Consider the following 22,999-nt stretch of genomic DNA (forward strand, 5'->3'; position numbering starts at 1 on the left):
TAAATTTGGGGAACATGAACAAGTCAATACAACGCAAGGTAGAGGCCCTTACTAAAAAGGCCAAAGGCACCGGCAAAAAGGCCGAAGTAAAGCTGGCCGTAAGTTCATCCCTGCACCAGGTCATCAAGACCAAAGAGCAGGCTGCCCTGTTCATGAAACTATTAAAAGAAGCTTAGTTATCTCTTCCAACTAATTATAGTAGCCCGCTTGTAAAGGCGGGCTTTTTTTATGATCCGTGTCGCTGAAGTATATACCGATGGCAGTTGTCACACACAAGCCCACATAGGCGGCTGGGTAGCCATTGTATTGATAGGAACAAAAAAGCACCTGCTCAGCGGAATAGCTACCGGTACTACCAACAATGCGATGGAACTAACCGCTGTCATCCAGGCCATCGAATACATCAATAACCGGCACACCGGCATCAACAATATCAGGATCGTTTCAGATAGTCAGTATGTAGTAGGCTTAATAGCCCGCCGCGAAAAACTGGTGAGACTTGATTACTGCAGCCGGAAAGGAAAGCCATTGCCCAATGCTGCATTGGTAAAGCAGCTATTGCAGCAGGCTCTGTCTTTTGAGTTGGAATTTGTTAAGATAAAAGCACACCAGAAAGTAAACCAACACACCCAATACAATGTGCAGGCCGACACCTTATCCCGCAAACTGGTACGGGAGGCCGTAAAAGAGACAGGCAAGATTCCATCTAATCTATCCTGACGTGTATTTGCTTCTTTAAGGGCAACCGCTTTGTAGCAAGGATCACCTCAAATGTATTCTTGCCCATCGGGGCAGAAGCTTTGTAGCAAGATTGGCCAATAAATGTATTTGCCCCTTTAAAGGCAACCGCTTTGTAGCAAGGATCACCTCAAATGTATTCTTGCCCCTTTAGAGGCAGCCCTCTCCCTGCAAAATATTAGTGGGGCGTGAGCGATTCGAACGCTCTGTGTCTCACAGTGACAGATTTACAGTCTGCTGTAACTCCTCCATCGTTACCGACGCCCCTTAGTATATACCATCATCTTTCCTGTGTATTGTGTGACTTCAGGGATGCGCGTTTGCACCTCCCCCCAATCCAAAAGATCCAGGTTCAGACATAGGCGGAGAACGAAGGGATCGAACCTTCACCACACCTTTCGGCATGGAACATCTTAGCAGGATGCCGCAACAAACCAATATCTGCCTGCTCTCCATTAATAAATCATACTTACTCCCTCACACACAACAATGCCTCACACATCCACAAAGGCATAGGCGGAAGGTGCAGGACTCGAACCTGCAAACGCGTTACACGTACGGCAGTTTTCAAGACTGCTGCATTACCGATTATGCTAACCTTCCATCGGGAGCAAGACGGGAATCGAATCTCCTCTCCTGTCATTTCGAACGCAGCGAAGCGTAGTGAGAAATCTGCTATCGAAGCAAACGACTCACCACTTACCATTCACCACTTGCCGCTCACTCGTAGCCCCTGTGGGATTCGAACCCACACTGTGCTGTTTCTAAAACAGGCGCCTCCTTCCGTTGGGCTAAGGGGCTGACTGGACATAGCATCTACATTTCGGTTATCCGGTACATTGAGTAGTGTTATGCTACAAGAACTGGATATCCCAAAGGATAAAAACAAAAAACCCTTCAAGTGCTGGACCTGAAGGGCTTTTCATGCATTTATAGAGTGTATCTTATTGGCTAAGTCTTTGATACGCATACATGTAACTGCCCTTCAGCTTGCTACTATAGCAACTGAGTGATAAGGACAGTAGATATGTATTGTTGCGAATCATGATACAAAAGTAATAAAACAAATCAATTAACAAAGCAGTTAACCCAAAAGAATTTAAAAAACAGTTGCTCTATCCTGTTAGCAAGCTTTCCAAAAGCATGGTCATCTGTCAGCTACCCTTTTCAGATAATTCGTCGCCAGGCTACGGGAAACCGGAATGGTTTTTGAATCCGGGCCAGTAATATTGCACCGGTATTATACGAGTTACGCACATCGCGGTTATAAAAATTTGATCCTCCTGCCGGCAAAAAAACGTAATATCGTAGTACCCAATCTAAATTACTAACTCATGACTATTCTGTATATGCTGCTGGCGGCAGTCCTCCTGCTGCTGCTTGTCGTAGTGGCGATCCTCGTGAAGATGGCTGGCAAAAATGAAAATAGTCAGCTGGCTGATATCCGTTTTAAAATGACCACCCTCGCTGGTGAGGTGGGCCGCATAGAAACGGCCGTCAAAACCGAGATCAGCACCAATAGGGTAGAAGCCAGTACCTCCCACCGCGATGCCCGGGAGGAGCTCACCAATAGCTTGCAACGTTTTGGCGAACAATTGAGCAACGCCATGAAAGATAGTGCCGCCCGGCAAAAAGAACAGCTGGAAGCCTTTGCCAGATCCCTCGGTGAATCTAACACCTCACAGAAAGAAAACTTCTTAGCACTACTGAACAAGCAGACCGAACAAAATACAGCCACTTCCCAACGGTTAGACCAATTAAGAGAAACACTCGAGAAGAAACTGGCCGATCTTCAGGCAGGCAATGAAAAGAAGCTTGATGAAATGCGCTCCACCGTAGATGAGAAATTGCAGAAGACATTGGAGAGCCGCCTGGGCGAATCCTTCAAACTCGTAAGCGAAAGACTGGAAGCTGTGCACAAAGGTCTGGGAGATATGCAGCAACTGGCTACCGGTGTCGGCGACCTCAAGCGCGTATTGAGCAATGTAAAATCACGCGGTATCCTCGGAGAGTACCAGCTCGAAAGCATCCTCGATCAGATCCTCACACCCGAACAGTATGCTAAAAATGTAAAGACCAAAGAAGGCTCCAATGCAGTAGTAGAATTTGCTGTTAAGTTACCCGGCAGGGAAAACAAAGAGAAAATTGTATGGCTGCCCATCGACTCCAAATTCCCCAAAGAAGATTTCGAACTCCTGCAGGAAGCTTACGACAAAGCCGCTCCTGAGTTGGTAGAAGAATTCCGCAAGAGCTTTATCAAGGGCATCCGCAAATGCGCCTTCGACATTTCTTCCAAATACATCGACCCGCCTAATACCACCGATTTTGCCATCCTCTTCCTTCCCTTCGAAAGCCTCTACGCCGAAGTGCTCCGCACCCCCGGTTTGTTTGAAACCCTGCAAAGAGAATACAAGATCATCATTACCGGCCCCACTACCTTATCTGCTTTATTGAACTCCTTCCAGATGGGATTCCGTACACTCGCTATTGAAAAGCGGTCCAGTGAAGTATGGCAACTCCTGGGGGCTGTCAAAACAGAGTTTGGCAACTTTGGCGGCATACTCGAAAAGACCCAGAAGAAATTGCAGGAAGCCAGCAACGTAATAGAACAGGCGGGCGTCCGTTCCCGTGCTATCGAAAAGAAACTCCGCAATGTGCAGGAACTTCCCAAGGAGGAGACCACCGGCATGCTCGATGATATTATGGATACATCCTTTGCCGACGAACATGGCGTTATTTAAGAAGGATCATTCTGTACCGGTAGAGTTCGCCTCCGGCATCTTTGCAAGGCATTCCTGCATATAGTGCTGATCCAGCTTCTCTTGCTCAATCCTGCCATTATTAGCCGATAATAGAGAGAAGGCTCTCTTTTCACTGCCTGTTAATACCGATAGATCATGCTCCCGGTATCGGTGCGGTTGAGTGTCCATTTCCAATTGGTGATGCATGACTACTGCTTCATCCATCAGTACACTAATAACATGCGGGTAATACAATCGTACGTCCCGCAGCATGGTAAAACCCTTTTCGTCCAGGTCACCCCAGTAATACAGTTGTGTATTCCGAAACAACGGAATATCCTTTAACAAGTGCAGTGCCCCTCCGGCACTTACCAGCGCCATAGAACCTGCCATCTCTGGCAATAAATACAAATTCGTCTCATTCTCCACCAATATGATCTGCTTCACCGGCCAGGCCACTTGTTTTAAATAATCCACACTCACGCCAAAAACTTCCATACCTGCGCTGAATTGTTCGGCCATTGCCAGATCCAGCCACCGAAGCGCAAACAGGTGCGGCTTCTTTCGCAGGCCCAGCGCTTCTTCCAAAGTATGCCCTTCATTCCCAAACCTTGCTGGCTGCAAAAACTGTAGCAGCGAAAAAATAACAGCTTTGTATCGTTGGATAAATTTGGTATGTACAGGCACCTGTAATGTGCGGAGGTAAAGATTCCTTACATCATGTGTCAATAAATAATCCACTACCCCACAAATGCCTTTCCAGGCAGGCTGGTATTGCAACAGCGTATCCGGGGGTTGTTGCAACAGCCAATCTTTCAGGGTCGGTTGCCAGGCGAGTAATTGGCCAAGCCCATCTTTAAATTCCGCAGCTTCGATCTCCTTATTAAGAAAGCGTAAGTAATCTTCTTCTGTGTTGAACCGGACCACCTCCACCTCATCTTGTTCACCATGCTGGCGGGTTACCACTTTTCGATAGCCAAGACTGTATCCAAAGCCTGTTCTGTCCTTGGAATGGCTAATTAAAGCCTCCAGCGCCTTGTGGCGCAGCCCAAAATCGGCCGGAGCCTTTTTATCTGCACGAATATGTAGCGGGAAAAAAGAACTGCCCTGTATTAAACTACGCAGGTAGTCACCATACTTGCGCAATGCCTTGCCGCCTATTTCCTGCGGCGTGATCACGCCTCCACCTGTTTCTTACCCATATACTTTGCCCTGTTTTCCTGAAACTGCATAATGCTCATATCATACACCACACTGTCCCGGTGATTCCGGCGATATACAAAGTGCACTTTCGAAATATAAGGCTCAACGATCTTTACCTCATCGGCTTTGGCAGGTGATACCACCATCAGTTGCAGGTGCAGCTGCCGGCAAAGGTCCATCAGGTAACGCGCTTTCTCTTCATCCTGCCGGCTGAACGCCTCATCCACACAAATGAACCGGAAAGAACGCGTTTCATAGCCATCACTGTGAATGCCAAACTGGTGCGCGATCGCCGATCCCAGGATCGTGTACGTAAGCTGCGCCTGCTCACCCCCACTTAATTTTTCTGTACCCGTATAACTTCTGTGCACCGTTACCTTGTCTGCTGCTTTGATCTCCTTGGCCGTAAACTTCAGCCAGTTTCGTACATCCAATACCTCCCGGCGCCAGGTCTCCTGTTTCGTCAGGTCATCCAGCAAAGTTTTGATCTTCACAAAACTGTTCTCGAGGATACTGTCATCCTGCGTACGCTGGTATTCAGCCAGGTTGGGCTTCCAGTTGTTAAGCTGGTATTTGAAATCCTTGATCTGCTGGTTCAGGTCTTCCTTGCAGTCAAGTTGTATAAACGTTTGTGGGTTCTGACGGTAAGTAATGGCTTTCAAAGCCTGGTTCAGCTTACCAATATTATCCTTGATCTTGGCCGCCTCAGCATCCAGGTTTTCCTTGAAACTGCTCATCCGGTTGATCATCTCCTCATTGAGGTACTTCTTAAACCGCTGCTGTTGTTCTTTCAGCTCCTCCTGTTGCAACTTGTGCAGCAGTACAATATACTCTGCCACAAATTCTGCGCTGTCGCTCAGCGTAAAAGTGCTGTTCTTCCAGTCCGGGAATTGCTGATGCAAAGCAGCCTGATCCGGGTTCTTGAACTTCCGCATCGCCTGTTCCAGCTGACGTACAGTATTGTTTACATCACCACTATACACATCTACCTTCTTGCGAATGCCCGTGCGGACCTGGTTTTGTACCTTTTCCAGCACATCCAGGTCAATCGTATAGTCTATTTCTTCCTTTACATAACTTTCGATCAATGGCAGGTACTGTTGCACATCGGAGGCTCCATACCGCCGTTGGATATCTTCCGAGCGCTGGGCCGAAAGATTCCAGGCCTCCACTTCCTTCTTCATCCCACCCATCCTTTCTGTCAGTGCTTCATTTTCCTGCTTCAGTTGCCGCAACTCTTCCCGAAGCACTTGCTGTTGTTTGCGCAAGGCATCAAGCGCCTTATTGCCCTTTTGCAGGTCCTGCAACTGCTTGGTCACTTGCTGTATCGTATTGCTGGTCGTCTTCCAATCGATCGCCTCAAAATCCTTCACCGCCAATACCTGGCCAATTACCTGTTGCTTTTGTTCCAGCTCCCTGATCGTTCCTTCCAGCTTCTTTACCTGCCGCTTGCTTTCATCAATTTGCTTTTCTGTCTCCGCAAGATCCTTCACCAGCGATTTGATCTTGGCTGTATTATCCCAGCCCAATACATACTGCTGAGGACGTTTAACATCCGGGCTGTCATTCTTTTCATGCCGGTGCTTATTCTTCGTAAGCCCCTGCACCGTAATCGCCCGGTCGTATTGTTGTAATTGCTTTACATTCTGTACCGCAGCATAATTATAAGACTGGAGCAATTGCTCATACACCCAGTTGCCATAGATCGAATCTTCTTTGATCTCCAGCTTATGCAAAATACTTTCCTTATCGGCCTTCATCATCCGCCCCAGCCCCTCATCCTTATGATAGTGATGATATACAATACGCCCACGCAGGTTATTTTCATTGATAAAGCTGGTGGCCTGCTGGTAATACTTCGTAGGGATGATCATACGGAGCGCAAAACCACGCAGCAGGTTTTCCAGGGCAGGCTCCCATTTGCTTTCCTCCGGCAATACCTGGATCAGCTCCCCGATAAAAGGGATCTCATCCGCCGAAGCGCCGCAATGCTCCAATACCTCAGCCCGTATCTGCGCTACCCGGCCCGTAATATTGTTCTTCTGCTGGCGCAACACCTCGATCTCCTTTTCAAGCTGATCATATTCCTGTTGCTGTACCAGCAATACATTCTCCATCTTAAACAGGTTGCGCCGGGCAATCGCCAGCTCGTTCTCCAGCACGCCCTGCTGTTGAACAGCCTTCTCCTGGTAGCGTTCCAGCTCCAGCTTGGAAGGATTTACACCATAACCGGCCGTCCGCAACCATTCATTCAGCTTATCGCTTTGGTCCTGTTGCTGCCCTTTTTTTACTTCCAGTTGGCGAAGCTGGTTTTCCAGTTCCGCTATCTGCCGGCCAATATCACTGTTGCGGATATCACTGTCTATCTTCCGTTCCCGTTCATCCGTATTGGCAATATGTTGCTCCAGTTCCTGCTTTTTCTTTTTGGCTGTGGCCAGCTGCCCGTTGGCTTCTTCGATCACATCCGTCAGCAATTTGCTTTCCAATGTGGCGAAATAATAGGGTTGTATCTGTTGAAGGCTCTCGTAATAGTCAGCTTGCTTCCTCAACTCCTGCTCTTTCAGGTGCAACTCCTGCACCGGTTGCAGCAGCTCTATCTGCTTCACCGTTTTTTCGATAGCTGTATGCGTATCACTCAGCGTCTGAAATTGTTCCTTCAGGTTGATGAACTCCTGCTCCATATCATTCTCTTCCAGCATCTGGTTGCGGATGAAATCATCCAGGCTGCCCAATATCTTCAGACTGATTGTTTGGTTAAACAACATCTGCGCCTTCTCACTACGCATCCCGAAATAATGCCGCACCTTCTGACTGTATTCCTTTGGCCCGTCAAAAAACTCGATCAGGTCCTTGCTGCCACGTTTGGGAAACCGCTGCCGCAATACCTTCTTCCAGTTACCCTGCGCATCGAAATGCTTGAAATCTTCCTGTATATTCAATTCCGCATGTGCAATGATAAAGCTCTTCTTTAATTCAGTACCACTGAACCACCGGCACTGCACCAGCGTTACAAAACGATCTTCATTCTTGAAAGTGCCCAGTACAATCGAATACGTCTTCGTTTTATCATTCCGTAGCCGCTGCGCCGTTTGTATACCTGTATCACTGTCCGTTTCTTCTCCATATTCCCCCAGCACATAGCTTTCCTCGCTCCGTTCATTTTTCGTCTTGCCCTCCGCACTCTGGTTAAAAGAGCGCATCCGGCGTTCTGCCGCCAATAGCGTCAGCATCGCATGCACCAGCGTCGTCTTACCACTGCCATTGGCCCCTGTGAGCAGACTGTTCTCACTTTCCGGACTGATCGTATAAATGGAGCCATCAAAAGTGCCCCAGTTGTACAACTGCATCTTATGCATCCGGAACCCCGCCTTACTGCTATCCGTACTAAACAGACTTAACATCTTCTTTCAGTTGATTTAAAAAATCCAGGCATACGTCATTGCTAAACCGCGCCTTGATGATCGTGCGCACCTCAAACGTATCTTCGTCCCGGTATTGTTCATCACTATCCGTTACCTTGATATAACCCAGGTCAAGCACCTGGTTGATATAACTATCCAGGTCCTTCAGCAGCTTTACTTTATTGCTCTTTTCTTTGAAGAAAGTTTCCAGTTCCGCCCGCAATTGCTTCCGCTTCAGGTAAAAGCGCTTATTCTCCGTATTACTGATCTCAAAGTCATCCAGCAGCTTGCGCAGCAGCACACACAACAGGCTCACTTCATACGTCAATGGCCGCCGGCTCACCAGGCCAATCGTGCTTCCCCGGTCATCCAGTTCAATTTGCCGGATAAAAGCATAGCCATCCTCCTTCTGGATCACCGTATCCAGTCCCAGCCCGTTGAAATGTTGCGTGATCTCCAGCTGGTATTTCAACAGGAGACTCCAGTATTCCTGGTCCTCACTGTACACCGGACCGCGCAACAATTGCACGATCGCCTTGGCATAGGGCAACAATGTCACACTCATTTATTGAATATAATTTGCGGTAAGCGTAAATGTTTTTTCTGTAATGCATCAAACAGGATGTCCTCCGTGGCCTCTTCACTCACAGCATGTTTGTCATACTGCTGTATCAACGTAATATACGCCAGCAATTCAGCCAATCCCTTTTTCAGCGGGTAGGCTTCCACTACCTGCTTCAGACTCACCTGCGATTGCTTCTTCAACATCGACTGTATATTTTTCAGCAACACCCCTTTGTCGATCATTTCATCACTATACAATCCCGTCAGTGCGCTGGCCGCGTCCAATTGCATCACTGCTTCCTTGGGCGCCGTGCCAAACTTGCTCTCCACCGGTTTCTCTCCAGGCTTTCTTTCCAGCGGCATTTTGATCTCAGGCCGGTCATCAACCGTAATATAAAAAGCCCTTTCAGCTACCGGTTTTTCAATACGCTGAATAGCCATCTGGAACACCTGTTGCAGGGTTTCTTTTAAAGCCCGCCTGTCCGCCTGTTCCTTCTCCGCTACGATCCGGCTCAGTTTATAGCCCAGCAGTTCATTTGTGTCCAATACCTTTTTGGCCGCATAATGCAGCCTCGTCTTCAGCTTGCGCAGGCTCTGGTGCTCAGTGGTTACCTGGTGCGTTTCCAATACCCGGTACACCGCATCCGTTAGCAGGTTCAGTTCCTCCTGCTTTTCATCATTCATCAGGAACATCCAGAAAGCATAAAAACTCTTCCCCTGATCATTATTCCGTAGTTCATCCAGTGCATCAAAGGTCAGCTTCAGCAGTTGCCCCTTCGTCAGCTTCGCATCCGCATGTTCCAGGCTGATCTGCCGGTATATATTCTTGAAATTATCTTCTACTTCTTTGAAGTCCCCCGTCAATTCATTGCTCAACCGCACGATCTCTTCCCACCGGCTCTTCACCTGGTAGCCTTCAAAAGTGGTGGCCGTATTGCTTCGTTTTATTTCATTGATCTGTTGTTGCAGCTCCTTCTTTTCTTTCTCCAATACCAATATGCGCTCATCAGGATTGCTATTGCTATTCGTCACCAGTGCCTCCAGCTTTTGGAACAGGTCTTCAAACTTGCTTTCCGTCCCCACAAATTCCCGCTCCTGCAAGAGGTCATATACCTGGAAGGCTTTGGCCGTATGCCGGCTCAATTGATACATCACTTGCTTGCTGCCATCGTCAATAAAATTGTGCAGGTAAGCCTCATCTGTCCAGCGGTTGATATAACTGCGCGCCCTGTCTTCGTAAGAATAACCCAGCTCCCGGACCGCTGTTTCCTGGTCCGCATCTGTATAATCGATTTCCTGCAGGTAATTGGCCAGGTGACCCATCAGGTCCCCGCTGCTGATGTAGATTTTGTCGGCGTCTCTGAAGGCAGTATGTAAGAAGCTGAGGATCAATGAAGCATTGCCCGTTCGCAACAATTTCAGCGTCACAGTATCCTTAATAAACTTCTGGTAAGTAAAAAACGGATGCGTCATTCACAATTGGTGTAGTGGCAAATCTAAGCATGTATTCGGCTCAGCGATCACCCCTCCCCAAATGTGGATTTTATGCTGTTCCCGGTGGGGAAAGAAAAAATAATTGGGTAACCAACCGGTTTCCCTATATTTGTAACCGAAAGGTTTCGGGAGCCAGTGGCTAGCATCCGGCTGGTGACGCTCATTGACAAGCCTCAGGTTTGCCCAAAACAATAACATTTCCAGCCTTACAGGTCTGGTTTTTTATGTAAAATCTTTAAATACCATCCTTATGACCGATCCTGCAATAATCATCGCCGAGCCAGCTGCCAAAGCCTCCATGCTCATCCGCAAACCAGCAGCAGCAGTGTTTGAGGCTTTTATTGATCCCAACATTACTTCACAGTTCTGGTACAGCCGTGGCTCCGGCCGGCTTGAGACCGGAAAGCCTGTTACCTGGTATTGGGATGATTACGATGCAAGTTCCGAGGTCACCGCACACGCTATCATCCAAGACAAACTGATCTTTTTCACCTGGCCAGGCCCCGATGGTTTGCCCACTACCGTCAATATTAGTTTTACCGCCTGGGGTAGTAATGCCACCTATGTGCAGGTCGAAGAGAAAGGATGGGACCCCGGCACCAAAGAACTCATAAAAATTATCGTGGGACAAACAGAAGGCTGGACCCTTGTACTGGCCGGGTTGAAAGCCTTCCTGGAACATGGTATCCAATTACAGCTCGTACCCGACCAAAATCCCAACGTATCGGCTACCCACAAGAAAGGTATTACCGCATGATCCGTACCTACAAATGTTTGCCTTAACCCCACTTTTGGGGAGATCCAGATCAATAAAATACGCTGCCAGTTTGGCGGAAATCTCCTCCGCTCAAGCCCGGCATACCAGCAGCAGCTACAGTCCCGATCAGCCGGGGATCAGCCGTGTATCAACCGTATACCAGCCGCGGATCAGCCCACTGTCGGGTAAACCGGAAGTAAACTTGAAGCAAACTTGAAGTAAACTGAAAGTAAAGTGAAAAGCTCAGAAGGCTCTTGCAGAGCGATAGAAGGCGTCGCAATGACCCAATCCAGGGAAGCCGTAATAGGTGAGATGATGAGCCATATAATTAAAAGAAAAGAATACTTTTTATTGATATAAATATACTGCTATTATGGCATAAGATCAAAGCAATCCCTTCAAAACTTTCCACACATTTTCTGCTACGATCACCGCCCCCTTGGCCGTAGGGTGAATGCCATCAGCCTGGTTCAGTTCCGGCACACCGCCCACCCCTTCCAGCAGGAAAGGCACCAGCGGAACATTGTTCTTATCTGCCAGCATTTTGAATACCGCCCTGAACTCACCTGCATATTTGCTGCCCATATTCGGCGGCACCTGCATGCCCGCCAGCAGGATCTTCGCCTGCGGGTATTTTGCTTTCACCCGATCGATGATTTCCTGGAGGTTCTTTCCTGTCTCACTTACCGGTATCCCACGCAGCCCGTCATTACCACCCAGCTCCAGCACAAATACATCTACCGGCTGCTGCAACAACCAATCGATCCGGCCCTTGCCCCCGGCAGTTGTTTCACCACTCAGTCCCGCATTGACTACTTTATAAGGTAAATGCAAAGAGTCTATCTTGGCCTGTATTACTGCCGGGAATGCTTCTGTAGGGTCCAGTCCATAACCGGCCGTCAGACTATTGCCAAAGAATACAATATGTTTGGCAGAATCCGTCACCGCAGCAGCACCTGCCTCCGGTGTTTTGGCTGTAGTAGCATCAGTAGATTTTTCCGCAGCGGGTTTGTCCTTACACGCACTTAAGGCCAGCATACACGTAAGACCGCTTATCAGCAATAATTTCAACATATAATAATTTGTTGTCCGAATTAGGATTCTCTTAAACATGTACCCTTCTCGTATGTTCGTTTATTGGTGTATTTTCAGAATCGGAAACTGTCTGTACATGTCACTCAATAACGATGCCTGTAATTTACTCAACCGGCAACAGTAATATAAATCCTGTTGATACGACTATATAAACAAACTTATGGAGACTATTCTGAATATACGGAATTTAAGCAAAACTTACCAGGGTGGCGGTCACACCCTACATGTGCTCAATGACATTAACTTTTCAGTCGAAGCAGGTTCCACCATGTCTATCGTCGGCCCTTCCGGCAGCGGAAAGACAACCCTGCTGGGCCTTTGCGCCGGCCTCGACCGCGCCAGCGATGGCGCTGTTGAGCTCAACAACATTCGCCTCAACGAATTGAGCGAGGACGAACGTGCGCAGGTGCGCAACCGCTATGTGGGATTCATATTCCAAAACTTCCAGTTACTGCCCACCCTTACCGCCCTGGAAAATGTGATGGTGCCCCTCGAATTAAGAGGCGAAAAGAACATCCGCCCCCGCGCCATCGAGCTCCTGGACAAAGTAGGCCTGGCCGATAGGGTACACCATTACCCCATGCAATTGTCCGGTGGCGAACAACAGCGTGTTTCCCTGGCCCGCGCTTTTTCCAATAATCCCCGCATATTGTTTGCCGATGAGCCTACCGGCAACCTCGATGCCGAAACCAGCGATAAGGTCATTAAACTCCTGTTTGAATTGAACAAGGAGGCAGGTACCACCCTCGTCATCGTTACCCACAACCTCGAACTGGCCGCCCAAACAAAACGCATCATTAAGATCAAAGGCGGTCACCTCGTGAGCGATGACAGCAATTAAGAAGCACACAGCAAAGAAATCGGTAGCCTGCAGCTGATGTTAACGCAGGCGGATATCAACACAAGCAATCGTCAAAATCCTGAAACATAATTAATGGACAGAGAAAGGTTCGTCTACAAAAAGAAACTCAACCTCCGGTGGCTCTTCCTCATGGCCTGGCGCGATAGTCGCCGCAACCGTTCCCGTCTCTTTCTCTTTGTATCATCCATCGTATTGGGCATCGCTGCCCTCGTCGCCACTTTTTCATTGGGCGATAATGTACGTAAGGACATCGACGCCCAGGCGCAGACCCTCGTAGGCGCCGATCTTGTAATAGCAAGCAATAAACCCGTAGGCCCTAAGATCAGGACCTTATTGGATTCATTGGGCGATCAGCGCTCCGAAGAACGCACGTTCGCCTCCATGATCTATTTTGTCAAAAGCCAGGGTACCCGTCTCGTACAGGTCCGTGCCCTGCAAGGCGATTTCCCCTATTATGGCGCCCTGGAAACTACGCCCGCGGCCGCAGGCAAAGGATTCCGTTTACAGCAACAAGCCCTGGTCGATAAAACCCTCATGCTGCAATTCAATGCCCAGGTGGGAGATTCCATCCAGATAGGAGAAGTGTCTTTTGCCATTGCAGGCGTGCTCAACAAAGCCCCCGGCCGCACAGGGCTGTCCACCACCGTGGCGCCACCTGTGTACATTCCCCTCAAATACCTGGAACAAACAGGCCTCGTACAAAAAGGCAGCCGTGTAGGCGTCAACTTCTATTATAAATACAAACAACCGGCAGAGGTCGCCAAAGTAGTGACCGCCATAGAACCACGACTGGAAAAAGCCGGCCTCGATTATGATACCGTGGAAGAGCGTAAAAGTAATACCGGCCGCTCCTTTGAAGATGTCAATGAATTTCTGACCCTCATTAGTTTTATCGCCCTCCTGCTGGGCTGTATTGGTGTGGCCAGTGCTATTCATATTTATATACGCGAAAAGATCAGTTCCATCGCCATACTCCGGTGCCTGGGAGTAAACTCCGGACAGGCATTCCTGATCTACCTTATCCAGATCGTTGGTATCGGTATCATTGGTTCTATATTGGGCGCTGTAGTGGGTACCCTCATCCAACAGGTACTTCCTGCTGTGTTGAAAGATTTCCTGCCCATTGAGATCACAGCCGGCATCTCCTGGCCTTCTATAGGCAAAGGGATTGCCCTGGGCGCCATCATTGCTGCACTCTTTGGTTTATTGCCCCTGCTTTCCGTGCGCAATGTATCCCCCCTTTATACCTTGCGTTTATCCTTTGAACCTGTTAAGTTCTTCCGCGATCCCCTCAAATGGCTCGTCTACCTGCTCATCCTCGCTTTCATTATCGTATTTACCTGGTGGCAGGTGCACAGTTGGGTACAGGCCATCGTGTTTACCGTCAGTATCCTTACCGCCTTCCTCGTGCTGGCCGGTATCGCAAGATTACTGATGTGGCTGGTACGCCGCTTTTTCCCTACCTCCTGGAGTTACCTCTGGCGACAAGGCTTTGCCAACCTCTATCGCCCCAACAACCAAACCCTCATACTCATTACCACCATTGGATTGGGCGCCCTGTTCATAAGCACCTTGTATTTCATTCAAAGCATGCTTATCAACCGCGTTACCCTCACCGGTAGTGGTGGCCAGCCCAATATGGTATTGTTCGATATCCAAAGCAGCCAGAAAGATTCCGTAGCAGCCCTGGCAAAGAATTACCAGTTGCCCATCATTCAGCAGGTGCCCATCGTTACCATGCGCATTGAGGCCATCAATGGCAAGACCGCAGCCGATGTAAAAAAAGATACCACTTCCAAAATATCCGAAAGGGCCTTCGAATGGGAGTTCCGCGTCACCTACCGCGATTCATTGACCGACTCCGAAAAACTGACCAGCGGCAAACTCTCCGGCCCCGTTAAATATCCCGGTGTGGTAGTGCCCATTTCTATGGAAGAGCAATATGCAAAGCGCATCAATGTAAAAATGGGCGATAGCATCCTCTTCAATGTGCAGGGCGCCTTGGTGCCCACCGTGGTGGGAAGTATGCGCACCGTAGATTGGCAGCGTGTGCAAACCAATTTCCGCGTAGTCTTTCCGCCCGGCGTGTTGGAGCCCGCCCCCCAGTTCCATGTGCTTATTACCCGCGTGCCTTCTCCGGAGGTATCCGCCCGTTTTCAGCAGGCCGTGGTGCGCAGCTATCCCAATATTTCCATCATCGACCTTCACCTCATCTTGAAAGTACTCGATGATGTGCTTAGCCAGATTGGTTTTGTGATCCGATTCATGGCAGGCTTCAGCATTATTACCGGTCTCATCGTGCTCATTGCTTCCGTGCTCATCAGTAAATACCAGCGCATGCAGGAAAGTGTGCTGCTGCGCACCCTCGGCGCCAGCCGGCGGCAAATACTCGTCATCACCGCCCTCGAATATTTCTTTTTGGGCGCCCTCGCAGCTGCTACCGGCATTTTATTGTCTTTAGTAGGTAGCTGGGCATTGGCGCGCTACAGTTTTAAAACACCCTTTTCGCCCGACTGGTGGCCCATTGTCATCCTGTTCTTTGCTATATCAGCACTCACCATCCTGATTGGCATTTTCAACAGCCGCAGCGTGGTCAACAGGCCACCCCTGGAAGTATTGCGAAGAGAGGTGTAACTGGTTAATGGCCAATTGGCTTTGAGCAATCGCAGCGGCCTGCGCGAACAAAAAAGCCGCTATTACGTTAATTATATAAAGGCAGCAATATGATCAGCCGTAATGAAGAAATATTTCAAAACTACCTCACCCTCATCGATGAACATTTAAAAGACATCATCGAAGGCAGGGCAGATACCATGTGGGAACTGAGGGATTTTGCCAAACAACTCTTCATTCATCCCGGTCACTTTAGCAATGTGATCAAAGAACATACCGGCAAACATCCTTGTTATTACTATGAACAAAAGCTGCTCACCATAGCCAAACACTTCCTGCAGGATGCCAACTATTCCGTAGCAGAGGTGGCCCGCTTGCTCACCTACGATCCTTCCAACTTTACCAAATGGTTCAGGGCTTTTGAAGGCGTTACCCCATCCCAATACAGGGCACAACTAATAAAACAACACGAGCAACTAAGAACACCTGTATTGCAATAAACTTGTTATCGTCGGCTTTCAATAAAACAAGTGGAGTCTATCTGACTCCATTTGTTGTTTAGCGATCATGCTGAAAAGTGGGGCCTGCGCGACTTTTATTTAACTATGATCCCTGCCATATCAGCTATCGTTATGGCCCTTTCAGTCACTGGGGCCATTGGCTACGCAGGTGGATGTTGTAGTTTGTTTGCGATAAGCTGTGCAACTACCCCGCAGCACCATTAATCCATACAAACTTAACAGCCATGTTACAAATTATCCAGACACTGGAGATCCGTAAACAGCAACTGCGCCAGTCACCCCTTTGCGTCATGATCGGAAATACCTCCCTTCCCCAGGAATCCCGGTTGAGCTTCACCCCGGCCATGCTATTTTTCGTCATGGGGTTCAAGGATATCCTCAACAAACTGAAAGACGAGAAAAGTGCCGACCCCATGCAGCAAAGCGTCAACGTACATTGCGAAGAAGATTCCTATCACTGGCAATGGTATTTAAAAGACCTCGAACGCATCAGCTATGGAAGGCAGTTCCTGGAACAATCGGGCCTCAGTATGTTCCAACAAACCTGGTCCGACAATTACAGCAGCGTACGGGACGTAGTATACGAAACCATCCATATAGCCCGGCAATTTCCATTGCCATTCTATAAACTCATCATTATTGAAGCGTTGGAAGCCACTTTCGAATGTTTTAATGAACCTGTATTTGAATTGGTGCACACCATGGGCCGGCAGGATGAGTTGGAGTACTTTGGCCAGCTTCATGCCCATTCAGAAGCCAATCATGCGATGGATAAGACCGATGCCGGTCACGAGAGCGCGGCCTATAATAATTATGTGCCCAGCAAACATGAGACAGAAAATGCACTCCACATTATTAATAAGATATTCGACCTCTTTGAAAAAGCTTTTAACTGCTGGTACCAGGAAAGCCAGATGGCCCAAAGCCTGCAGCAGGAAGCTCCGCTGTTAATAAAATAGCGATGGTATGCAGAGGGGCACCCTCCCTCTTTTTCATGCTTTACACCGTTACATCCCGCGTATACTTATGCCGGTATTCTCCGGGCGACATGCCCACTACTTTTTTAAATACATCCCTGAAGGCTTTCACGTCCGTATATCCCGTTTCATACATCACCTCATTCACCGTTTTACTGCCTGCTTCCAATTGCTTCTTGGCCGCCTCTACCTTTACCCGTTGCATATATTCAAAAACAGAATTGGAAGTGGCCGTTTTAAACCGGCGTTCGAAATTCCTCCTGCCCAGCGATACATGTGTGGCCAACTCATCTACACTGATCTTTTGCTGGTAATTACTTTCTATGTATTCCTGTGCCTTCAATACACTTTCATCATTGTGGTGCTTGTATCCCTGGAATATGATGAACTGCGATTGACTCGTACGTCCGATATCCAGTGCAAATATTTTGGCGATCAGGATCGCAATATCCCTGTTCGCATATTTTTCAATATAGTACAGGATGAGGTTGAGATACGAGTAGGCAGCCCCGCTGGTATAAATACCGCTCTCATCCGTCATGATCTTATCATCTACCACCACCACTTCGGGAAACATTTCCCTGAACTCATTCACATGTATCCAATGCGTGGCACAACTCCGCCCCGATAACAATCCCGTTGCTCCCAGTAAAAAGGCTCCTGTGCAAAGGCTCATCACCTCAGCCCCTCTGTTATACTGGTCCACGATCCAGGGGATCAGCTCCTTGTTCCTTTCCACACTTTTAAAAATATCCCCGTGCAGCGCCGGTATGATCAACAGGTCTGTCTTGAAATCTTCAGTTATCAAAAAGTTGGGATGGATGCTGAAGAAGTTTTCTTTCATAAAGTGGCTCCGCTGCCTGCCCACCAATTGAAAATAGAACAGAGGCCCCTTTCCTGCTCTTACATAAGCTTTATTCACTTCCGAGAAGATGTGATGTACCCCCTCCACATTGCTCAGGCTAATATCTCCCTCAGGGATCAGAACAGAAATGTGTTTCATCCTTTAAAAATAAGATTTCAGGAGTAGGCTCGCATCATCCTTCCGTCACAAAGTCGCTTTCAGCCCTTTTTTTGAATATATTAAATAGATTTGCTGCAATAGGGTAATGAAGTAAGCTTCACCATTATGAAAAAACTGCTGTTCATTTTTATATTGCTGGCCGCCTGCGCACAGGGGGCATGGGCCAACAACGATAGCTTATTAACCGAGCTCAGCAAAGCCATCCGGCAAACCGCCAGTTATGATGAGGCCCGGCTCAAAGAGATTGACCAGTTGAGACAATCCCTGCATGCACCCGGTCAGCCATTGGCCGTGCTCTTCGACCGGCATGAGAAAATTTATGAGGCTTATAAAATATTCAATTACGACTCTGCCTACGGATATGCCATCCGCCTGGTTAAAATAGCCAGGGAGATGAATAACGCCTCCTACAGGGTAGCTGCCCAAATAAAATTGAGCTTCATTCTCCTGTCCACCGGCTTGTACAAAGAAACCGGCGATTCCCTCGCCTCCCTGGCCAGCCAGCCCATACCCGATTCCCTGAAAGGAGAATATTACACCTTATGGGGGAGGTATTACTATGACCTCGCCGGCTATGCCAACGATCATTACCATTCCGTAGACTATGATATCAAAGGCAACAAATACCTCGACTCCGCCCTGGCTTTTTACATCCCCGGCTCCTTCGAACACATTTATTACAGTGGACTGAAATATTTCAAGAAAGGAAACAAGAAAGAGGCCGCCACCTTTTTCGATCAGCTCATGGTTAAGCCCGACCTGGGCTATCACCAGCTGGCTCTCACTGCTTCCACCCTAAGCGCCATTTACCTGCAGAATGGCGATATCGACAAAGCCATCGACCTCCTGGTGCAAGCCACCGTGGCCGATATCAAAACATGCACCAAAGAGACCGTCGCCATCTTTCACCTGGCTGAACTTCTCTACAAAAAAGGCGATCTCAGGCATGCAGCCATGTGTATCGAAAGCGCCATCGCCAATGCCGAATTTTACGGCGCCCGTCAACGCAAGGTGCAGGCCAGTTCCATCCTGCCCCTGATAGAAAGTGAGCGCATCAACGGCATCGAAGCCCAGAAAAGCCTCCTGGCCAAATATGCCATCGTCGTCACCATCCTCGTGCTGGCCCTCGTAGTCCTTACCTGGATCATCCTGCGGCAGGTGAAAAAACTAAAACTTACCCAACAGGCCTTGACCGCCGCCAACGCCGCCCAGCACGTCATCAACCAGCAGCTGCAGGAATCCAATAGCCGTCTGGAAGAAGTAAATGAAAAACTCCAGGAAGCCAACAAGATCAAAGAAGAATACATTGGCTACTTCTTTAATATGGACTCCGAATTTTACAACAAACTCGATAAAATAAAGACCACCATCGAACAGAAGCTACAGGAGCGCAGATACGAAGACATCAAATTCTTCCTGAATAAAATAGACGCCCGCAAAGAAAAAGAAGAGCTACTCCTTAGTTTCGACAAGATCTTCCTCAAACTCTTTCCCAATTTTGTGCAGGAGGTCAACGCCCTCCTGCGCCAGGAAGAAAAAATCGGCCTTCGGGATGGCGAACTCCTCAATACCGATCTCCGCATCTTTGCCCTCATGCGGATGGGCGTGGCCGATCCCGAAAAGATCGCCCGCATCCTCGAATACTCCGTTAAGACCATCTATTCCTACAAATCCCGGATCAAGAACAAAGCCCTCATCCCCGGCGACGAATTCGAAGACCGGATCATGCAGATAAAGACATTATAACCTGTCAGGCATCATATCATTCTGCCCCTTGGGGATAACCCACTCGCCACTTACCACTTGCCTCTGGTAGCCATTTCCCCTTCCCAAATCATTCTATATAAAATAACTTTAATGCTTTGTAAGCCGCTGTCCCTCAATGCCTCCCTCCCTTCCAATCCCGTCATTTCCTGATTTTTATTTCCATTGCCCTTATAAAACTTGGTGTTGCTTTCCTCCCATTGTTCCTTTATCATCTCAATTGTCTCCTTGCTCATTTTAACTGATTGCTTAAACGCTCAATTCAACTTGTCATTATGAATCTATCCAGCCTCCCCAAAATGCTATTGCTTCTTTGCATCGGCAGTTTGGCCCTGTTCCAGGCAAAAGCACAGCAACCCTCCGTACAGGTATCCGGCTCCGTAAAAAACGAAAAAGGAGAGCCCCTCCCTTCCGTCTCCATTAAAATTGCCGGCTCAGAAAAAGGGACCGTCACCGATCCTAAGGGCAATTTTACCCTCGCCGTAGCCGACAATGCCCTCCTGGTATTCTCCTACGTAGGGTACGATACCTTACAGGTAAAAGCCAGGGCCAACCTGGCCATCACCCTCACCCCCTCAGCCGGGGCCCTCAATGATGTAGTGGTCATCGGTTATGGTACCCAGCGCCGCAAAGAGCTCACCGGCTCCGTGGCTACCGTCACCGCCAAAGATTTTCAGCAGGGCAGCATTACTACCCCCGAGCAACTGATTGCCGGCAAAGTGGCCGGTGTGTCCGTTACCTCCAACAGCGGTGCTCCCGGGGCAGGCAGTGTGATCCGCATTCGCGGCGGCGCCTCCCTCAATGCCAGCAACGATCCTCTCATCGTGATCGATGGCGTACCCCTTAGTGGCAACAATATATATGGTGCTTCCAATTCCCTTAGCCTCATCAATCCCAATGATATTGCCTCTTTTACCGTGCTGAAAGATGCCGCCGCCACCGCCATCTATGGGTCCCGGGCTTCCAATGGCGTCATCATCATCACCACCAAAAAGGGCACCAGCGGGGCGCCCGTATTTAACTTCACCACACAGGTTTCTGCTGCCACCCGCGCTAAGAAGATGGACGTGCAATCCGCCGCCGCCTTCCGCAAATATGTAGACTCTCTGGGCGGAGGCACCTACGACAATGTCCATACCTATAAGTCTTTGCTCGGCACCGCCAATACCAACTGGCAGGATGAGATATTTCAAACAGCCATCAGTACCGACAACAACCTCAGCATGGCCGGTGCCTACAAAAACACGCCATACCGTGTGTCTGTAGGTTACCTCGACCAGCAGGGTCTGTTGAGGACCGATCACCTCCAGCGTTTTTCAGGAGGCATCGCCATCAGCCCACGTTTGTTGGATGATCACCTCAAAATAGACATCAACATCAAAGGCGCTTACAACAAAGCCCGCTTTGCCAATGGCGCCGCCATCAGTTCAGCCGTCTACTTCGATCCTACACAACCCGTTCACGCCACTTCTCCCTACGGCAACTACTTTGAATGGGCTTCTGTAGATCCCGGTTCCGGCGCCATCACCTTAAATAAACTGGCCCCCCGCAATCCCGTGGCCCTGCTGGAGCTGTATAACAATACCAGCAACGTGTACCGGAGTTACGGCAACGTCCAGTTCGATTACAAATTCCATTTCCTGCCCGAGCTACATGCCAACCTCAACCTTGGTTATGATATAGCGAAAGGAGAAGGGCAAACAGATGTGCCCGCCTTTGCCGCCCAGAACTTCCTCGATGGCGGACAGCGCAACAAATACTCCAATAAGATCAACAATAAAGTAGGAGAGTTCTACCTCAACTACACCAAAGACCTGAAGCAGATCAAAAGCAATATCAATGCAACAGCAGGGTATGGCTATTACAATAATTTGTCCACCAACGACAATTATCCTGCCCTGCGGGCCAACGGAGATACCATTCCCGGCACTAAACCATTGTTCCTACTCGACAAACCCGAGAATACCCTCATCTCTTATTATGGCCGTTTGATCTATACCTACAACAACAAGTACATCCTGGCAGCCTCCATTCGTACAGATGGCTCCTCCCGCTTTTCGCCCGACACACGCTGGGGTACCTTCCCTTCCGTGGCCCTCACCTGGCAAATGAGCAGAGAACCCTTCCTGCAAAATGTACAGGCCCTGTCCGATCTGAAACTGCGCCTGAGTTATGGCGTTACCGGCAACCAGGATGGTATTTATAACTATCCTTACCAGTCCATTTATTCTTTAAGTGGCAATGGCTCCCTGGTACAGTTTGGCAACGAGTGGTACAGCATGGGCACTCCCGCCGCTTACGATGCCAGCATCAAATGGGAACAAACAGCCAGTTACAATGCAGGCATCGACTATGGCATTCTCAACAACCGCATCAACGGTAGTATCGATGTCTACTTCAAGAAGACAAAAGACCTGCTCAATACCATACCCATTCCTGCAGGCTCCAATTTCAGCAGCACCATTTTGACCAATGTGGGTAATGTAGAGAATAAAGGAATAGAACTCGCTATCAATGCCACCGTGATCAAAAACAGCCGGTACAGTTGGGATGTGAGCTTCAATGCTGCTTACAATGAGAATGAGATCACCAACCTCACCGCCACCAAAGATTCTACTTATCCCGGCACCTTAACCGGCAATGGCTTTATACAGATCAACTCCGTAGGATACCAGGCCAACGCCTTCTACGTGTATCACCAGCAATACCTGAAAGGCCGGCCCGTGGAAGGTGTTTATGCCGACCTCAACGACGATGGCATCATCAACCAAAAAGACCTGTACCGGTATAAATCCCCCTTCCCCAAATTCATACTGGGCTTTTCCAGCCAGTTTACCTATGGCAAATGGGCATTGAGTACCGTACTGCGTGCCAATATCGGCAACTACATGTACAATGGTATTACTACCGGCGCCGTCAAATCAAATGTCCTGAATCCCCTGGGATACCTGGCCAACAGCCTCAATGATATTTACAATACCGGATTCACCAACGGTCAGAATCAGTCTGATTATTACATTCAGAATGCTTCCTTCCTCAAAATGGACAATCTGGGCCTGGCCTATAACCTGGGAAGAATTATGAATGACAAAGTGGGCCTGCGCATCACCGCCAATTGTCAGAACGTATTCACCATCACCAAATACAAAGGCCTCGATCCCGAGATATATGGCGGTATAGACAATACCATCTATCCGCGGCCACGCACTTTCGTACTCGGAGCCAGCCTTCAATTTTAGTGATCA

The 22,999-nt window shown here is 48.7% G+C and carries 17 protein-coding genes and 4 tRNA genes; 10 read left to right on the forward strand and 11 right to left on the reverse strand.

From position 1 onward, the window contains the following. Positions 1-14: 14 nt before the first annotated feature. Together D3H65_RS33025 and D3H65_RS23770 are read left to right on the forward strand one after the other, a co-directional pair. Complete coding sequence (locus D3H65_RS33025) at positions 15-176, forward strand: hypothetical protein (RefSeq protein ID WP_162915787.1); 162 nt, start codon at positions 15-17, stop codon at positions 174-176. Between the two features lie 52 nt (positions 177-228). Then, positions 229-720 carry an RNase H family protein gene (locus D3H65_RS23770; RefSeq protein ID WP_119052704.1) on the forward strand — a complete coding sequence of 164 codons (492 nt, stop codon included), beginning with the start codon at positions 229-231 and terminating at the stop codon, positions 718-720. A 200-nt stretch (positions 721-920) separates the two neighbouring features. Here D3H65_RS23770 and D3H65_RS33030 read toward each other — a convergent pair. The 4 genes from D3H65_RS33030 to D3H65_RS23780 form a co-directional block, all read right to left on the reverse strand. Further along, a tRNA-Tyr gene (locus D3H65_RS33030) sits at positions 921-1,005 on the reverse strand. A gap of 96 nt (positions 1,006-1,101) precedes the next feature. Continuing rightward, positions 1,102-1,192: transfer RNA gene (locus tag D3H65_RS33035), tRNA-Ser, on the reverse strand. Positions 1,193-1,255: 63 nt separating this feature from the next. Then, a tRNA-Ser gene (locus D3H65_RS23775) sits at positions 1,256-1,341 on the reverse strand. 124 nt (positions 1,342-1,465) lie between these two features. Further along, positions 1,466-1,539 (reverse strand) — tRNA-Leu (locus D3H65_RS23780). Between the two features lie 533 nt (positions 1,540-2,072). Between D3H65_RS23780 and rmuC the strand changes: the two genes are divergently transcribed. Next, the gene (rmuC, locus tag D3H65_RS23785; protein WP_119052705.1) at positions 2,073-3,479 is read left to right on the forward strand and encodes a DNA recombination protein RmuC; all 1,407 of its coding nucleotides are present in this window, start codon (positions 2,073-2,075) and stop codon (positions 3,477-3,479) included. A gap of 6 nt (positions 3,480-3,485) precedes the next feature. Here rmuC and D3H65_RS23790 read toward each other — a convergent pair whose 3' ends face one another. Genes D3H65_RS23790 through D3H65_RS23805 form a run of 4 tightly spaced genes read right to left on the reverse strand, consistent with a single transcriptional unit; the run spans position 3,486 to position 10,120 of the window. Next, complete coding sequence (locus D3H65_RS23790; RefSeq protein WP_119052706.1) at positions 3,486-4,658, reverse strand: Wadjet anti-phage system protein JetD domain-containing protein; 1,173 nt, start codon at positions 4,656-4,658, stop codon at positions 3,486-3,488. After that, positions 4,655-8,083: an ATP-binding protein gene (locus D3H65_RS23795; RefSeq protein WP_119052707.1), complete on the reverse strand. Its 3,429-nt coding sequence runs from the start codon at positions 8,081-8,083 to the stop codon at positions 4,655-4,657. The genes D3H65_RS23790 and D3H65_RS23795 overlap by 4 nt, the downstream gene beginning before the upstream one ends. Continuing rightward, complete coding sequence (locus tag D3H65_RS23800; protein ID WP_119052708.1) at positions 8,067-8,648, reverse strand: DUF4194 domain-containing protein; 582 nt, start codon at positions 8,646-8,648, stop codon at positions 8,067-8,069. The genes D3H65_RS23795 and D3H65_RS23800 overlap by 17 nt, the downstream gene beginning before the upstream one ends. Next, on the reverse strand, positions 8,645-10,120 hold the full coding sequence (locus tag D3H65_RS23805) for a DUF3375 domain-containing protein (RefSeq protein ID WP_119052709.1): 1,476 nt from the start codon (positions 10,118-10,120) through the stop codon (positions 8,645-8,647). The genes D3H65_RS23800 and D3H65_RS23805 overlap by 4 nt, the downstream gene beginning before the upstream one ends. A gap of 271 nt (positions 10,121-10,391) precedes the next feature. Between D3H65_RS23805 and D3H65_RS23810 the strand changes: the two genes are divergently transcribed. Next, a complete protein-coding gene (locus tag D3H65_RS23810) occupies positions 10,392-10,898 on the forward strand; it encodes an SRPBCC family protein (protein ID WP_119054631.1) in 507 nt (168 codons plus the stop codon). 384 nt (positions 10,899-11,282) lie between these two features. On the opposite strand, the gene D3H65_RS23815 is transcribed toward D3H65_RS23810, so the two are convergent. Then, positions 11,283-11,972 (reverse strand): arylesterase, encoded by a 690-nt coding sequence (locus D3H65_RS23815; protein ID WP_211345540.1) that lies wholly within the window; start codon positions 11,970-11,972, stop codon positions 11,283-11,285. Positions 11,973-12,153: 181 nt separating this feature from the next. Between D3H65_RS23815 and D3H65_RS23820 the strand changes: the two genes are divergently transcribed. From D3H65_RS23820 to D3H65_RS23835, 4 genes are all read left to right on the forward strand, one after another. After that, complete coding sequence (locus tag D3H65_RS23820; protein WP_119052711.1) at positions 12,154-12,834, forward strand: ABC transporter ATP-binding protein; 681 nt, start codon at positions 12,154-12,156, stop codon at positions 12,832-12,834. Between the two features lie 93 nt (positions 12,835-12,927). Continuing rightward, positions 12,928-15,489: an ABC transporter permease gene (locus D3H65_RS23825; protein ID WP_119052712.1), complete on the forward strand. Its 2,562-nt coding sequence runs from the start codon at positions 12,928-12,930 to the stop codon at positions 15,487-15,489. 89 nt (positions 15,490-15,578) lie between these two features. After that, positions 15,579-15,968 (forward strand): helix-turn-helix domain-containing protein, encoded by a 390-nt coding sequence (locus D3H65_RS23830; RefSeq protein ID WP_119052713.1) that lies wholly within the window; start codon positions 15,579-15,581, stop codon positions 15,966-15,968. A gap of 245 nt (positions 15,969-16,213) precedes the next feature. Then, positions 16,214-16,948 (forward strand): hypothetical protein, encoded by a 735-nt coding sequence (locus tag D3H65_RS23835; RefSeq protein WP_119052714.1) that lies wholly within the window; start codon positions 16,214-16,216, stop codon positions 16,946-16,948. 40 nt (positions 16,949-16,988) lie between these two features. On the opposite strand, the gene D3H65_RS23840 is transcribed toward D3H65_RS23835, so the two are convergent. Beyond that, positions 16,989-17,969 (reverse strand): GlxA family transcriptional regulator, encoded by a 981-nt coding sequence (locus tag D3H65_RS23840; protein WP_119052715.1) that lies wholly within the window; start codon positions 17,967-17,969, stop codon positions 16,989-16,991. A gap of 126 nt (positions 17,970-18,095) precedes the next feature. Here D3H65_RS23840 and D3H65_RS23845 point away from each other — a divergent pair, with 126 nt between their 5' ends. Continuing rightward, the gene (locus D3H65_RS23845) at positions 18,096-19,736 is read left to right on the forward strand and encodes a DUF6377 domain-containing protein (RefSeq protein ID WP_119052716.1); all 1,641 of its coding nucleotides are present in this window, start codon (positions 18,096-18,098) and stop codon (positions 19,734-19,736) included. Positions 19,737-19,786: 50 nt separating this feature from the next. On the opposite strand, the gene D3H65_RS23850 is transcribed toward D3H65_RS23845, so the two are convergent. Continuing rightward, complete coding sequence (locus tag D3H65_RS23850; protein WP_119052717.1) at positions 19,787-19,990, reverse strand: hypothetical protein; 204 nt, start codon at positions 19,988-19,990, stop codon at positions 19,787-19,789. 39 nt (positions 19,991-20,029) lie between these two features. On the opposite strand from D3H65_RS23850, the gene D3H65_RS23855 reads away from it, so the two are divergent. Then, positions 20,030-22,993: a SusC/RagA family TonB-linked outer membrane protein gene (locus D3H65_RS23855; RefSeq protein WP_119052718.1), complete on the forward strand. Its 2,964-nt coding sequence runs from the start codon at positions 20,030-20,032 to the stop codon at positions 22,991-22,993. Positions 22,994-22,999 lie beyond the last annotated feature (6 nt).

The sequence above is a fragment of the Paraflavitalea soli genome, assembly GCF_003555545.1.
Taxonomy (GTDB): domain Bacteria; phylum Bacteroidota; class Bacteroidia; order Chitinophagales; family Chitinophagaceae; genus Paraflavitalea; species Paraflavitalea soli.